The organism is Prauserella flavalba, from assembly GCF_003202235.1.
In the GTDB taxonomy this organism is placed as follows: Bacteria; Actinomycetota; Actinomycetes; order Mycobacteriales; family Pseudonocardiaceae; genus Prauserella_A; species Prauserella_A flavalba.
The window spans coordinates 25698-40442 of record NZ_MASU01000003.1; the positions used below are offsets into that span (position 1 = coordinate 25698).

Here is a 14745-nt window from a genome sequence, read left to right on the forward strand (position 1 = left end):
GGGGTGACACTGGTCACGCCACATCGTTGACGAGTAGGGGAGTGCGGCAATGGTCACTCGTGACACACCGTGGCCCGACGGGACTCCGTGCTGGGTCGACCTGATGGCCCCCGACCCTCGCATGGCAATCGACTTCTACGGGGCCCTGTTCGCGTGGGCGTTCGCCGACCAGGGCGACGAGACCGGCAACTACCTGCTGGCGTCGCTCGGCGGGCGGCTGGTCGCCGGGGTGGGCGGGATGCCGCCCGGCCAGGAAGACGCGCCCGCGGCGTGGACGACGTACCTCGCGACGTCCGACCTCGGCAAGACGGTGGCGATGGTCGGCGACCACGGCGGACAGGTCATGGTGCCGCCGACGGCCGTGGGACCGGCGGGCAGGCTCGCCGTCGCGGCCGATCCGACCGGTGCGGTCTTCGGGCTCTGGCAGGCGGGGGAACACAACGGCGTCGGGCTCGCGAACGCGGCGGGCTCGTTGAACTGGAACGAGTGCCTCACGCGGGACTACGACCGGGCGAGGGACTTCTACGCCGCGGTGTTCGGGCACACCTTCGAGGACATGTCGGACGAGGGCTTCCGGTACTCGACGCTGAAGGCGGGCGGCAAGGTGGTCGGCGGGGTCGGCCTGCTGCCCGACGAGGTGCCCGCCGACGTTCCGCCTCACTGGGCGGTCTACTTCGCGGTGAGCGACACCGACGCGACCGTCGCGAGGGTGACCGAGCTGGGCGGCGAGCTCGTGCGGGAGCCGTGGGACTCGCCCTACGGCAGGCTGGCGCAGGTCACCGACAACCAGGGAGCCCACTTCCGCGTCATCACCGCAACCGAGGCACCGTGACGAGAAGGGAGCAAGGGAGCTTTACTCCCGAAAAACGGGAGTAAAGCTCCCTTGCTCACCTGAGAACCACCCGATCGAGGTGGTGCGAACGGGTCAGTCACTCTCCACCCAGTCGAAGGTCTTCGTCACGGCCTTCTTCCAGTTGCGGTACTCGCGCTCCCGGCGGATGTCGTCCATCCCCGGGTCCCACTGCTTGTCCTTGGCCCAGTTGTTGCGGATGTCCTCCTCGCTCTTCCAGAAGCCCACGGCGAGACCCGCGGCGTAGGCGGAGCCGAGCGCGGTCGTCTCGTTCACCACCGGGCGGATCACCGATACGCCGAGGATGTCGGCCTGGAACTGCATCAGCAGGTCGTTGACGACCATGCCGCCGTCCACCTTCAGCGTCTTGAGCGGCACGCCCGAGTCGGCGTTCATCGCGTCGATCACCTCGCGCGTCTGGAACGCCGTCGCCTCCAGCACCGCCCTCGCCAGGTGACCCTTGTTGACGTAACGCGTCAGCCCCACGATCGCGCCGCGCGCGTCCGAACGCCAGTACGGCGCGAACAGACCGGAGAACGCCGGCACGAAGTACGCCCCGCCGTTGTCCTCCACCGTGCGTGCGTGTTCCTCGATCTCCGCGGCCGAGGAGATCATGCCGAGGTTGTCACGCAGCCACTGCACCAGCGAGCCCGTGACCGCGATCGAGCCCTCCAGCGCGTACACCGTGTCGTTCGTGCCGATCTTGTAGCAGACCGTCGTGAGCAGACCGTTCTGCGAGAGCACCTTCTCGGTTCCGGTGTTCAGCAGCACGAAGTTGCCGGTGCCGTAGGTGTTCTTCGCCTCGCCGGGGGAGAGACACGCCTGGCCGAACGTCGCCGCCTGCTGGTCGCCGAGGATGCCGGCGATCGGCACCCCGCCGAGCGCGCCACGCTCCCGCACCTTGCCGTACTCCTCCGACGACGACCGGATCTCCGGCAGCATCGACATCGGAATGCCCATGTCGGACGCGATGCCCTCGTCCCACTGCAGCGTGTCGAGGTCCATCAGCATCGTGCGGGAGGCGTTGGTCGGGTCGGTGACGTGGATACCGCCGTCCACCCCGCCGGTCATGTTCCACAACACCCACGTGTCCATGTTGCCGAACAGCAAATCACCGGCTTCGGCACGTTGCCGTGCACCGTCCACATTGTCCAGGATCCACTTGACCTTCGGCCCCGAGAAGTACGTCGCGAGCGGCAGGCCCGTCTTCTCCCGGTACCGTTCCTGCCCGCCGCCGAGCGCGCCGAGCTCGTTGACGATCCGGTCGGTCCTCGTGTCCTGCCACACGATCGCGTTGTACACGGGCTTGCCGGTCTTGCGGTCCCACACCAGCGTGGTCTCGCGCTGGTTGGTGATGCCGACCGCGGCGATGTCGGCGGTCGTGACGTCGGCCTTCGCGAGTGCGCCGCCCGCGGTCGCCCTGGCGTTGGCCCAGATCTCCTCGGCGTCGTGCTCCACCCATCCGGCCTGCGGGAAAATCTGCTCGTGCTCGCGCTGGTCGACGGCGACGACGCTGCCGGAATGATCGAAAAGCATCGTTCTGGTCGACGTCGTGCCCTGGTCGACCGCGGCCACATATGAAGCCATCCTGCTTCCTTTCTGGAGCTGCTATTCCGATGTGCTCGTCTGTGGCGGCCGCGACTCCGAAATCGCCTCCTCCGAGGATGTCCTGGTCACGGTTTCGTCGGTCGGTTCGGGGACGCGCCCAGGCGGCGGGCCCTCCACACCGAACGGGGTTTCACGCGCGACGAGGACCTGGCCGATGAAGAAGTCGTAGATCAGGATGCCGACCACACCACCGACCAGCGGCCCGGCTATCGGGATCCACCAGTAGTTGCTGAACCAGTCGCCGTTGCCGGGCATCGCGGCATCACCCCAGCCGGCGATCCAGGCGAGCATCCGTGGCCCGAAGTCACGAGCCGGGTTGATCGCGTAACCGGCGTTCGTGCCGAAGCTCAGGCCGATGGCCACCACCACGAAACCGATCGCCCACGGTCCGAAGTTGCTTTGTGGCGCCTGGTTCCGGCTGTCGATCAAAGCGGCCACCAGCATCACGAGAATGGCCGTGCCGACGATTTGGTCGACCAGCGGTCCCCATATTCCGTTGCCGAAGTATTCCGCTGGGAACGTCGCGAATATCGAGAATGTAGCGACGTCACCGGACTTCGGCGTTCCCGCGGCCTGCAGGAAGGCGTTGATCGCGTCGTAGTACACGGCGTAGACCACCGCCGCGCCGGCGAACGCGCCGAGGATCTGCGCGATCCAATAGGGAACCACCTTCACCCAGGGGAACGCGCGCCGCACCGCCATCGCCAGTGTCACCGCCGGGTTGATGTGCGCGCCGCTCACACCACCCGCGGCGTACACGGCGAACACCACGGCCAGTCCCCAGCCGAAGGCGATGATGAGCCAGTTCGCGGGACCGAAGTCCGCGGTTTGCCTGCCGGATCCAGGCAGGCCCGCCAGCGCCACGGCGACCGAGCCGCAGCCGAGGAGAATAAGTATCGCCGTGCCCAGGAACTCGGCCAGTAACTCGCCACCGGTGGTTTGACGTAGTCTGGCCAAGCCGTTGGTCTGGTGTCTGGTGTTTGTCGCACTCATGCCACACCTCCGGTATCGGGACTGCGTCGTCCCTCGTTTTCATCGTGCTCCGCGCCTCGATCTGGGACAAGATCTGAAGCGGGGGGTGTCGTTCAGGGCTGATTCGATCCGGCCTGACGTGGGAAGCTCCCAGAAGGCCGTCGTGTCGTGCGGCGGCGTCTGCCGTGGTGAGGAGGCGAGTAGTGACTGCGTCGTTGGGTCCGGCCACCCGCGAGGAATCGTGGCGGCGGCTGAGCAGCGAGAACTTCGACCTCGTCGTGATCGGTGGGGGCGTGGTGGGAGCCGGGACCGCGCTCGACGCGGCCACGCGGGGCCTGCGCGTCGCCCTGGTCGAGGCGCGCGACCTCGCCTCCGGCACGTCGAGCAGGTCGAGCAAGCTCTTCCACGGCGGCCTCCGCTACCTCGAACAGCTGGAGTTCGGGCTGGTGCGCGAGGCCCTGCGCGAGCGCGAGCTGATGCTCACGAGACTCGCTCCGCATCTGGTGAAACCCGTAAGCTTCCTGTATCCGCTGACACACCGGGTGTGGGAGCGGCCCTACACGGCGGCGGGCCTGTTCATGTACGACACGATGGGCGGCGCACGGTCGGTGCCCGGCCAGAAGCACCTCACCAAGGCCGGTGCGCTGCGGATGGTGCCCGCGCTCAAACGCGACGCGCTCATCGGTGGCATCCGGTACTTCGACGCGCAGGCCGACGACGCCAGGCACACGATGACCGTCGCCCGCACGGCCGCCCACTACGGCGCGGTGGTGCGTACGTCGACCCAGGTCGTCGAGTTCCTGCGCGAGGCCGACCGCGTGTCGGGCGTGCGCGTGCGCGACGTCGAGGACGGGCGGGAGACAGAGGTCCAGGCCAGTGCCGTCATCAACTGCACGGGCGTGTGGACCGACGAGCTGCAGCGGCTCTCCGGCAGCAGGGGCCGGTTCCGCGTCCGGGCCAGCAAGGGTGTGCACATCGTGGTCCCGCGTGACCGCATCGTGTCGGAAAGCGGCCTCATCCTCCGCACCGAGAAGTCGGTGCTGTTCGTGATCCCGTGGCGAAATCACTGGATCGTGGGAACCACCGACACCGACTGGAACCTCGACCTCGCCCACCCCGCGGCGACCAAGCACGACATCGACTACATCCTCGAGCACGTCAACTCGGTGCTCGCGACGCAGCTGACGCACGACGACATCGAGGGCGTCTACGCGGGGCTGCGGCCGCTGCTCGCAGGGGAGAGCGAGGAGACGTCCAAGCTGTCGCGCGAGCACGCCGTCGCGCGGGTGGCGCCGGGGCTCGTCGCGATCGCGGGCGGCAAGTACACGACGTACCGGGTGATGGCGGCCGACGCCGTGGACGCCGCGTCGGTCGACCTGCCGGCGCGCGTCCAGTCGTCGATCACCGACAAGGTGCCGCTCATCGGTGCCGACGGCTACCACGCGCTGGTGAACCAGGCCGACCACCTCGCGGCGGCGCACGGGCTCCACCCGTACCGCGTCCGGCACCTGCTGGACCGCTACGGCTCGCTCGTCAACGAGGTGCTGGCGCTGGCCGACGGCCGACCCGAGCTGCTCAAGCCGATCGAGCACGCGCCCGACTACCTGCGGGTGGAGGCCGCCTACGCCGCCGGCCACGAGGGCGCCCTGCATCTGGAGGACGTCCTCGCCAGGCGGACCCGCATCTCGATCGAGTACCCACATCGTGGGGTGGACTGCGCGGAGCAGGTGGCCGAGCTGATGGGCGAGGTGCTCGGCTGGTCGGCCGAGACCACCGCGCACGAGGTGTCGGTCTACCGGGCCAGGGTGGAGGCAGAGCGGGACTCGCAGACGCAGCCGAACGACGAGTCCGCCGACGCCCGCCGCTCGGCCGCCCCCGAGGCGAGGGGCAAGCTGATCGAGCCCGTCGGCTGAGCCGGCCCACCCGACCCCAGGGGCACTTTCAGCTTCGGCGGAGGGCGGCTTTGTCGATCTTGCCGATGGGCGTCAGTGGCAGGGCGGGCACGAAGTCGACGCTCGCGGGTACGAAGTGTTCGCCGCCGAGTACCCGCCGTACGTGAGCCCGCACCATGTCGGCGGTGAGGCCCGGCTCCGCGGCCACGACGGCGTGCACGAGCCTGCCGTCAGGGCCGTCCACGCCGAGCACGGCGGCCTGCCGCACCCGCGGATGGGCGACGATGGCGTCCTCCACCACCGTCGAGTACACCTTGGTGCCGTGCTCGCCGGTGACGATCACGTCGTCGGCGCGGTCGAGCAGGTACAGGTAGCCCTCCGCGTCGAACCGGCCGAGGTCACCGGTACGCAGCCAGCCGTCGGTGAACGCCTGCTCGGTCAGCTCGGGGCTGTCGTGGTAGCCCTCCATGAGCGCGAGCCCGCGCACGAGCACCTCACCGTCGTCGATGCGTGCCTCCATGCCGGGCACGATCCGGCCCACCGACCGCAGCCGCTCGGGGTGCCCCTCGTACTCCTCCGGGGCGATGCTCGCGATCATCGGCGCCTCGGTGAGCCCGTAGCCCTGCCCCACCACCGGGCCGAACGCCGCGAGGGCCTGGCCGAGCCTGCGGGCGGGCAGCGGGCTCGCACCGAGGGACAGCCCGCGCACGCTCGAGACGTCCGTGCCGGGTAGCGCCGGGTGGTCGAGCACCTTCGCCAGGCGGGGCGGGGTGAGCGTCAGCCGCGTGATGCGGTGCCGGGCGATCGCGTCCAGCACCGCGCCCGCCTCGAACCCCTCGTGCAGCACGACTGTGTCCCCGCACAGCAGGGCGCCCAGCACCGCGCAGTTGCCGGTGAGGTGCGACAGCGGAGCCACCAGCAGCACGCGGTTGGGGCCCAGCGGGTCGGGCTGGAAGATGTGCGCCATGCCGTCGTAGATGCCGCGGTGGGAGATGAGCTTGGGCCTGCCGGTGGTGCCGCCCGAGGCGAACACCGTCTGCACCGACGGCGGCAGCTCGCCCGGCTCGTTCACAGTGTCCTTTTCGGAGGGACGCAGTGGAATGACCCGGCGTGCGCCGTCCGGCTCCCGGCCCGGCTCGGCGAGGCAGGCGGTGACCCCGGCGAGCACCTCCGCGCGTGCGGACCTGCTCGCCGACTCGGGCACCAGCAGCACGCTCGCGCCTCGCAGCTGCACGGCGAGCTGGCCGAGGACCGTCTCGGGCCGGTTGCCGCCGAGCACCGCCACCAGGTCGCCCTCGCCGACGCCCCCTCCCTCGACGGTGCCGTGCAGCCGCAGCAGCAGCTCGCGGGCCTGCGCGTAGGTGGTGGTGTGGCCGTCGCGGACGAACGCGGGCGCGTCGCCGCCCCGGCCCAGCACGTCCAGGATCCGGCCGAGGAAGAAGCTCATGGCGCCACGCGGGTCCAGCGCACGTCGGGTCCAGCGGCATCGGGGCCGACGAACGAGAACCCACAGCGCCTGGCGACGCCTTCCGAGGCGTGGTTGGCCGGGTCGTGCAGGTAGTCCACGCTGTGCAGGCCGAGCGCGCCGAAGCCGAACCGCAGGGCCGCCCCCACGGCGGCGACGGCGACACCGCGGCCCCTCGCCGCGGGATGCACCCACACGGCGGTCTCGGCGGTACCGGCGTCGGGGTCCAGCGCCTTCAGACCCACCTCGCCGAGCAGGTCGCCCGTCGTCGGCTCGGCGACGGCCCACGAACAGCGCTTGCCGCTCGCCCACTCGCTCGCGCGGAGCTCGACGTAGGCGCTCGCGGAGTGCAGGTCGTCGACGACGTAACCGGTCACGAAGCGCTGCTGCACGGGATCGGTGAACGCCTCGACGAGCGCGGGCCGGTCATCCAGCCGGTGATCCGCCCTCAACTGCCGCAGGTAGTAGCCGCCCGCGTTGATCTCGACCGGTTCCACCCGGGCGATCCTACGGCCGGCCGTGCCTGCGGGCGGCGCACGAGCCCGCGAGCATCGCCACGATCGCGGGCAGCAGGAACACGAACACCATGCCGCGGGCCACCGTGAAGAACAGAATCGCCGCGAGTACGGCCGCGATCGGCACCGCGCTCGCCGCCAGCCGCTGCTGCCACGGCTGCGCCACCGGCATCGGCTGCCTCGGTGTGAGGGCCCTGCCAGGCACCAGCACCGCCGGTTTCGGTTCTGGCAGGTCGGTGAACAGCGGTGCGAGGTCACGCCGGAACTTCGCCGCACTCACCTGCTGCGAACGCTCATCGAACTCGGTGAGGTCGAGCCTGCCGGTGCGGACGTGTTCGGAGAGCGCGTCCAGCGCGTCCTGCCGCTCAGCGTCGCTGAGCCGGTACTCCGGTCGTTCCACGGCCACGTCTCGATGGTAGGTCCGTTGTCCTGGACTCGGCCACGAAACTGAGCGTGTTCTCAAGCCGGGCGAAACCGTCAGTCCTTGATCTCCAGCAGGACCGAGCCCTGCGTGACGGCACTGCCGACCTCCACCGAAAGACCCGTGACGGTGCCCGACTTGTGCGCGGTGACCGGGTTCTCCATCTTCATCGCCTCGAGCACCGCGATCAGCTCGCCCGCCTCGACCTGCTGGCCGTCGGACACGGCGACCTTCACGATCGTGCCCTGCATCGGCGCGGTCACGGCGTCACCGCTCACCGCGGCCTTGGCGCCGCCACCCCGCTTGCGCGGTTTGGCCTTCGCCGCGCCGCCACCGGCGTTGCCGCCCAGCGCGAGCCCGCCAGGCAGCGACACCTCGAGGCGCCGCCCGCCGACCTCGACGACGACGTTCTGCCGCTCCTCGGGCTCCTCGTCGGCCTCGGTCGGCGCTGTGAACGGCTCGATCCGGTTGTCGAACTCGGTCTCGATCCAGCGGGTGTGCACCGAGAAGCCGGTGCCGTCGCCGACGAACGCCGGGTCGTCGAGGATCGTGCGGTGGAACGGCAGGACCGTGGCGAGCCCGTCGGCCACCATCTCGCCCAGCGCGCGACGGCTGCGCTCGATGGCCTGCTGCCGGTCGGCGCCGGTGACGATCACCTTCGCGAGCATCGAGTCGAACTGCCCGCCGATCACGCTGCCCGTCTCGACACCGGAGTCGACGCGCACGCCGGGCCCCTCGGGGAAGACGAGCCTGGTGACGGTGCCCGGCGCGGGCAGGAAGTTGCGGCCCGCGTCCTCGCCGTTGATGCGGAACTCGATGGAGTGCCCTCGCGGCGTCGGGTCCTCGGTGAACGGGAGCTTGCCGCCCTCGGCGATGCGGAACTGCTCGCGCACGAGGTCGATGCCCGTGGTCTCCTCCGACACCGGGTGCTCGACCTGCAGGCGGGTGTTGACCTCCAGGAACGAGATGGTGCCGTCGACACCGACGAGGTACTCCACCGTGCCGGCGCCGGAGTAGCCGGCCTCCTTGCAGATGGCCTTGGCCGAGGAATGGATCGTGGCCCGCTGCTCGTCGGTGAGGAACGGCGCGGGGGCCTCCTCCACGAGCTTCTGGTGGCGGCGCTGCAACGAGCAGTCGCGGGTGCCGACCACCACGACGTTGCCGTGCTTGTCGGCGAGCACCTGCGCCTCGACGTGCCGGGGCTTGTCGAGGTAGCGCTCCACGAAGCACTCGCCGCGACCGAACGCGGCCACCGCCTCGCGGGTGGCCGACTCGAACAGCTCGGGGATCTCCTCCTTGGTGCGGGCCACCTTCAGCCCGCGGCCGCCACCGCCGAACGCGGCCTTGATGGCGACGGGGAGACCGTGCTCCTCGGCGAAGGCGACGATCTCGTCGGCCGTCTCCACCGGGTCCTTCGTGCCGGGCACCAGCGGGGCGCCCGCCTTCAGCGCGATGTGCCGGGCGGTGACCTTGTCGCCGAGGTCGCGGATCGCCTGCGGACTCGGGCCGATCCAGGTGAGCCCCGCGTCGATCACGGCCTGCGCGAAGTCGGCGTTCTCGGAGAGGAAGCCGTAGCCGGGGTGCACCGAGTCGGCGCCGGAGCGCTTCGCGGCGTCGAGCAGCTTGTCGAACACGAGGTAGCTCTCCGCAGCCGTGGTGCCGCCGAGCGCGAAGGCCTCGTCGGCAAGGCGCACGTGCGGGGCGTCCCGGTCCGGGTCGGCGTACACGGCCACGCTCGCCAGCCCTGCGTCCTTGGCCGCTCTGATCACGCGGACGGCGATCTCGCCGCGATTGGCGATGAGCACCTTCGTCACGCTGGCTGGCTCAGGCACGCTTACCTCCCTGTTTGCTGCTCAGGGTGGAGTTTACGGACGCGCAAGGTGCCGCAGGTGAGAGGAGCCTCACGCCTGGGTGACGGCCGTGCGCCTGAGCTCCTCGGGGATCTCGCCGTCGAGCAGGATGACGTCGTAGGGGTGGCGTTCGTGCAGCTTCGGCAGGTGCTCGGTGTGCACCATGAGCCACGGCTGGTGCTCGCCGCAGCACTCGACGAGGCGGTCGAGCGCCGTGTAGGCGAGCAGCGCGACGCGGCCGTCGCCGGTCCGCCGCAGCTCGACGTTGGTCTCGCCGGTGCCGTCGGCGGCGATTGGGGCCGTGGGCAGGTACAGCACGGGCGGCAGGTGTGGGTTCGTCACGCCGTCAACATAGACGTGCGCGCAGCGTCACCTGATCTACGCTCGTCCGGGTAACCGAGGGGGAGGAGTTCCGTCGTGCCCGAGCCGGCGCCACCACGGCCCGTGGTGCTCACCGCCGTGCTGGCCGGCGTCGTGATCGTCGGTGCGCTCGTGACCGCGGTCCTGCTGCGGCCCGACGTGGACCTGTCCGTCGGCGAGGAGGGGCCCGCGCAGCAACCGACGTCGGTGTCGAGCACGAGCTGCGGCGACGACGCGTGCCGCGTGCTCGCCTCGGCCTCGGTCAACGGCATGACGGTGGAACTGCTCGCCGACAGTGAGGGAGGCACCGGGCGGCTGCGGGCGGGCGGCCCCGCGTCCGGAAGCGTCTCGGAGGTCGCGATCACGGCGATGGGTGTTCGGCTCAACCACGACTCGCTGCGGTGTGCGCAGACGGAGACGCCGGTGTGTCTCGTGAGGGGGCCGCACGACGGCGGCATGGCGGGAGAGGTCCACGTGTGGCGCGGCGACAGCTGGCGCCCAGCGCAGCGGCCGTACTTCTCCGACGCGGGCAACATCGTCCTCGACGACGCGGTCGGCGACGCCGCGCCCGAGGTGATCGTGGTGCGGCACGAGTGCAGCGACACCGAGGACGCCGCCGAATGCCAGCTGGCTCCGGTGCTGGCGCAGGTGTTCGACCTGGGTGGCGAGGTGGCCGGGTGCACCGGTACCTACGGCTCACCCGGTTCCCTGCGCGGCTGGCCCGATGTCGACGTGGAAGCCGACGAACTCACGGAGTGCCCCTAGGAGCGCACTGAACAACCGCTGCCCTACTGCGCGACGCCCAGACGGCGCCTCGCTGCGTTGTCGGAAAGCCCGAGTACGCCCGGTACGAGGGCTTCCCTCCGCCTGGCGAGGCCGCCGCCTGGATCGCCGCTCGCTACGGGCGGGGTTGTTCAGCACGCTCCTAGCGCGGTACGGCGACCGCAGTGAAGGCCACCTTCACTGCGGTCAACGCAGGCATGGTGGCCTTCACTGCAGCCGGGGAGACGGGGTCAGGCGCCGGCATGGGCGGGGGCTTTGGCGGCCTCGCCGGTGTCGCTGAGCAGCGGCGGGGTGCTCGGCGTGTTGAGCACGTCGTCGTCGAGCAGGCCCTCGCTGCGGGCCACCACGGTCGGCACCACGATCTGGCCTGCGACGTTGGTGGCGGTGCGCATCATGTCCATGATCGGGTTGACCGAGTAGATCAGCGCGATGCCCAGCGCCACCTGCTCGGCGTCGAGGCCGATGACCGTGGTGGTGAGGGTCAGCGCGGTGAGCCAGCCGGTGGTGCCCGCCGTGGCGAACGCGCCGAGCACGGCCACCACCACGATGCCGACGTACTGCCCGAAGCTCAGCGACACGCCGGAGATGTTGGCGATGAAGATCGCGCCGATCGCGGGGAACACCGCCGCGCAGCCGTCCATCTTCGTGGCGCTGGCGAGCGGCGTCGCGAACGCGGCGTAGCCGGGGTCGACGCCGAGGTTGACGGCGGTCTGCCGGGTCAGCGGCAGCGTCGCGCCGGAGGACTGGGACACGAACGCGAACTGGATCGCCGTCCACGCCTTGCCGAAGAACCGGCCGGGGCTCACCTTGGCGAAGACCCGCAGCAAAATCGGGTAGACGCCGAACAGCACGAGCAGCGAACCGACGTAGACGGCGACGGTGGTCGACAGCAGCGGCCGGAACAGCGAGTCGCCGTAGTTCGCCACGGCCGCGCCGATCAGGCCGAGGATGCCGATCGGGGCCAGGCGCACGATCCAGCCGAGGTAGCGCTGGATGATCTCGAAGACGCTGGTGGTGAAGTCGACGAACGGCTTGGCGCGGTCACCGAGGCTGTAGGCGGCGGCGCCGATGACGAGCGCGAGGAACAGCACCTGCAACGTCTCGCCCTCGGCGAACGCGGCGATGAAGTTGCTGGGCACGATGCCCTCGATGAACGCCGTCCAGGAGCCCCAGCTGTCGACGCTGCCCGCGGCCTTCTCGGCGTTCTCCGCAGTGGCCTGTGCGTCGCCGATCCCGCCGCTGCCGGGGTTGAAGATCAGCCCGACGACGATGCCGATCAGCACGGCGATGAGCGACGTGATCGCGAACCACAGCACGGTCTTGCCGCCGAGCCTGGCCGCGGTGCGCCCGCCGCCGAGCCTGCGGAGGCTGTTGATGCCGACGATGATCGCCGTGAAGACGAGGGGGATCACGGCGATCTGGAGCAGGGTGGTGAAGACCGAGCCGAGCTGGTCGAGGACCTCGGTGAGCCACGCGGTTTCGGTGGCTCTGGCGAGTGCGCCCAGCAGCGCACCCGCGACCAGTGAGCCGATGACCGCGGCCGCGAAGACCGAGGGTTTGGTGTAGGTGCGCAGGAAAGACACGCGTCCACTCCGGTAGGTGAAAGTAATTCTCGAATCTGCCGGTGTGCACAACGCGGAACCACGCGAGGAGCTTCCACGCGCGGTCGCCTCTCACATCATGGGAAGTTGATCGCTGCGCAGGCGCTGCGCGGCCGCTCCGGTGGCCAGCTCGGGGCGTGCCGAAGGGGTGTCGGCGTAGAACCGGACGAGCCGGTAGAGCAGCACCGGATCGACCGCGAACCAGCGCACCGGCAGCACGATGTCGCGCCCGTCGTCGAACTCGGGGGCGGGGAGCGCGCGGGAGGTCCGGCGGCGGACCCGGGTGCCGCCGGATGTCCGCTCCTGGCCGGCGAGCGCGGGGAGTGCCGGGTCGACGGGGGCGCCCGAACGCAGGTCCGACACCGCGCTGCGCAGGTCTGCCGAAGACCACAGCGCACGTCCGGCATCGGTGGACAGCCGGACGCTGGGCCCTGCGGTGTTGTCGGCGCTCACCGCGCGAATGTCCTCCCACGAGCTGAAGGACTCCGAACGTCCAGCCTCGATGGGAGACGCCCTCGGGACTCAGGGTCAGCGCGCCCCTCCGGAAAGCACCGCGAGCCAGCTCGACGGTCCACCAGAGCGCCAGCGCCACGACCGCTGCCGACAACACCCCGACCGTGACACCCGCACCGTCGAGATCGCCGTTCGAGAGCGTCACCACGAATCCGATGAACAGCAGGCCGAAGAGCGCCAGGGTCACCAGCGGGAGCAACAGGTAACCGGCGAACGCCGCCGGCCGGTACGGCACCCGCAGTGAGCCGTCGGTTTGTGTCGCCTGGCTCTGCTCGGCGGTCCTTCGTCGGCGGTGCAGGTTGACGAGGCCGGTGCAGAGCGCGATGCCCCCGATGAACAGGCCGCCCACGAGGAAGTAGGTGCCCTGGCCCTCGCCGCCGGTCAGCCGCGATCCAGCGCCCACGAGGACCGCCGTGATCGCGATCAAGGCGAGGAAGGCGGTGTTCAGCGCGAGCGGCCACAGCCGTCGTGGCTGCCAGTCACGGGGCTGCGGCGCCGGCTCGAGGATCGGCACGGGTCTACCCGTTGGCGCGCCAGAGGTCCGTCACGTTCACGCCGACCTCGCCCAGCAGGCGGCGCGTCAGGGGCAGGCTGATCCCGATCACGCTCGACGGGTCGCCCTCGATGCCCTCGACGAACCAGCCGCCGAGTCCGTCGAGGGTGAACGCACCGGCCACGTTGAGCGGCTCGCCCGTGGCGAGGTAGGCGTCCAGCTCGTCCTGGGTGGGCGTCGCGAAGTGGACGGTCGTGGTCTGGCTGCCCGCCGCCTCGGCCGTCACGGCGCCGTTCTCCAGCCGCAGCACCACATGACCGGTCAGCAGCTCGCCCGTGCCGCCCGCCATGCCGGCCCAGCGCTTGCGGGCGATCTCCGGCGTGCCCGGTTTGCCCACCACCTCGCCGCCGATCGCCAGCATCGAGTCGCAGCCGACCACCACGGCGTCGGAGCCCGCGATGCCCGCCGTCTCGGCGACGGCCACGGCCTTCGCCCTGGCGAGCGCGGTGACCAGTTCGGCGGGGGTGGGGTCGGTGAGGCTCGCGGCCACCGCGTCCTCGTCGACACCGGACACGATCACGCTCGGATCGATGCCCGCCGCTCGCAGCACGGCGAGCCGGGCGGGAGAGGCCGAGGCCAGCACGAAACGCACGCGCCGAGGTTAGAACACGCCCGGCCCGCCGCGCCCGAGGGCACTTTTGCGGGCGCCGGGGGCAGGGTCAGCTGTCGAGGAGGGCTCCGTGGGTGCCGCCGATGTGGGCGGCCAGCTGCTCGCGGAAGGCGTCGGCGTCGCTGTCACGCAGGAGTGTGCACAGCCGCTCGTGCTCGTCGAGGATGGCGCCGTAGCGGCTCGGTGCCCGGTGCAGCGCGGAGTTGGCCATCCGCACCTGCCGGTCGTGCAGGCCCGAGTAGAACTGCGTGAGCAGGCTGTTGCCCGCCGCCTCCACGAGCGTGGCGTGGAACTGCCGGTCGAGCCGGGAGAACGCGGCCGTCTCCCTCGGCACGTCCAGGCGGCGTTGGCCGCCGAGCACCGCGGTCATGGCGTCGGCGACGTCGGCCTGGATGCCGCGCGCGATCACGGTCGCCGCCGCGTGGGACTCCAGCAGGATCCGCGCCTCGGTGACCTCCGCGACCTCGCCCGCCGACACGGGCACCACCAGCGCTCCGCGCTTGGGGTAGAGCCGCAGCAGGCCCTCGACCTCCAGCCGCAGGAACGCCTCTCGCACCGGGGTTCGCGAGATCTCCAGTGCCGACGCGGCCTCGCCCTCGCTGAGCAGCTGGCCGCCTTCGAGCCTGCCGTCGAGGATCCGGTCCTTCACCCATTCGTAGGCGCGCTCGCCGGCCGCCCTTCGCTGTGACCGGTCGCTCGTTGACACACGGGCATCCTAGCGCGCAACTTAGATGCAAGATAGATACAAGACG

The 14745-nt window shown here is 70.5% G+C and carries 14 protein-coding genes; 3 read left to right on the forward strand and 11 right to left on the reverse strand.

Annotated features, from left to right (window positions below; translation table 11 throughout):
• The first annotated feature begins 49 nt into the window (after window positions 1-49).
• Entirely contained in the window at window positions 50-832 is a 783-nt protein-coding gene (locus BA062_RS06010) for a VOC family protein (RefSeq protein WP_110335070.1), read from the forward strand.
• A gap of 93 nt (window positions 833-925) precedes the next feature.
• Here the strand turns inward: BA062_RS06010 and glpK are convergent, their stop codons facing one another.
• Entirely contained in the window at window positions 926-2437 is a 1512-nt protein-coding gene (gene glpK / locus BA062_RS06015; RefSeq protein WP_110335071.1) for a glycerol kinase GlpK, read from the reverse strand.
• Between the two features lie 21 nt (window positions 2438-2458).
• A complete protein-coding gene (locus BA062_RS06020) occupies window positions 2459-3451 on the reverse strand; it encodes an MIP/aquaporin family protein (protein ID WP_110335072.1) in 993 nt (330 codons plus the stop codon).
• A 182-nt stretch (window positions 3452-3633) separates the two neighbouring features.
• Between BA062_RS06020 and BA062_RS06025 the strand changes: the two genes are divergently transcribed.
• The gene (locus tag BA062_RS06025; RefSeq protein ID WP_110335073.1) at window positions 3634-5343 is read left to right on the forward strand and encodes a glycerol-3-phosphate dehydrogenase/oxidase; all 1710 of its coding nucleotides are present in this window, start codon (window positions 3634-3636) and stop codon (window positions 5341-5343) included.
• Between the two features lie 28 nt (window positions 5344-5371).
• On the opposite strand, the gene BA062_RS06030 is transcribed toward BA062_RS06025, so the two are convergent.
• From BA062_RS06030 to BA062_RS06050, 5 genes are all read right to left on the reverse strand, one after another.
• On the reverse strand, window positions 5372-6769 hold the full coding sequence (locus BA062_RS06030) for a class I adenylate-forming enzyme family protein (RefSeq protein ID WP_110335074.1): 1398 nt from the start codon (window positions 6767-6769) through the stop codon (window positions 5372-5374).
• Complete coding sequence (locus BA062_RS06035; RefSeq protein ID WP_110335075.1) at window positions 6766-7284, reverse strand: GNAT family N-acetyltransferase; 519 nt, start codon at window positions 7282-7284, stop codon at window positions 6766-6768. Before BA062_RS06035 ends, BA062_RS06030 begins: the two co-directional genes overlap by 4 nt.
• A 10-nt stretch (window positions 7285-7294) precedes the next feature.
• The gene (locus BA062_RS06040) at window positions 7295-7708 is read right to left on the reverse strand and encodes a DUF1707 SHOCT-like domain-containing protein (protein WP_110335076.1); all 414 of its coding nucleotides are present in this window, start codon (window positions 7706-7708) and stop codon (window positions 7295-7297) included.
• Between the two features lie 71 nt (window positions 7709-7779).
• Window positions 7780-9555, reverse strand: a complete 1776-nt coding sequence (locus tag BA062_RS06045; RefSeq protein WP_110335077.1) for an acetyl/propionyl/methylcrotonyl-CoA carboxylase subunit alpha — start codon at window positions 9553-9555, stop codon at window positions 7780-7782.
• Between the two features lie 69 nt (window positions 9556-9624).
• Entirely contained in the window at window positions 9625-9915 is a 291-nt protein-coding gene (locus BA062_RS06050) for an SAV_915 family protein (RefSeq protein ID WP_110335078.1), read from the reverse strand.
• A 75-nt stretch (window positions 9916-9990) separates the two neighbouring features.
• On the opposite strand from BA062_RS06050, the gene BA062_RS06055 reads away from it, so the two are divergent.
• Window positions 9991-10698, forward strand: coding sequence for a hypothetical protein (locus BA062_RS06055; RefSeq protein ID WP_110335079.1), 708 nt, complete (start codon window positions 9991-9993; stop codon window positions 10696-10698).
• 248 nt (window positions 10699-10946) lie between these two features.
• On the opposite strand, the gene BA062_RS06060 is transcribed toward BA062_RS06055, so the two are convergent.
• The 4 genes from BA062_RS06060 to BA062_RS06075 form a co-directional block, all read right to left on the reverse strand.
• On the reverse strand, window positions 10947-12299 hold the full coding sequence (locus BA062_RS06060; protein WP_110335080.1) for a dicarboxylate/amino acid:cation symporter: 1353 nt from the start codon (window positions 12297-12299) through the stop codon (window positions 10947-10949).
• A 90-nt stretch (window positions 12300-12389) separates the two neighbouring features.
• On the reverse strand, window positions 12390-12770 hold the full coding sequence (locus tag BA062_RS06065; protein ID WP_110335081.1) for a hypothetical protein: 381 nt from the start codon (window positions 12768-12770) through the stop codon (window positions 12390-12392).
• 578 nt (window positions 12771-13348) lie between these two features.
• Window positions 13349-13975 carry a Maf family protein gene (locus BA062_RS06070; RefSeq protein ID WP_110335082.1) on the reverse strand — a complete coding sequence of 209 codons (627 nt, stop codon included), beginning with the start codon at window positions 13973-13975 and terminating at the stop codon, window positions 13349-13351.
• Between the two features lie 67 nt (window positions 13976-14042).
• Complete coding sequence (locus tag BA062_RS06075; protein WP_110335083.1) at window positions 14043-14699, reverse strand: GntR family transcriptional regulator; 657 nt, start codon at window positions 14697-14699, stop codon at window positions 14043-14045.
• Window positions 14700-14745: the final 46 nt, after the last annotated feature.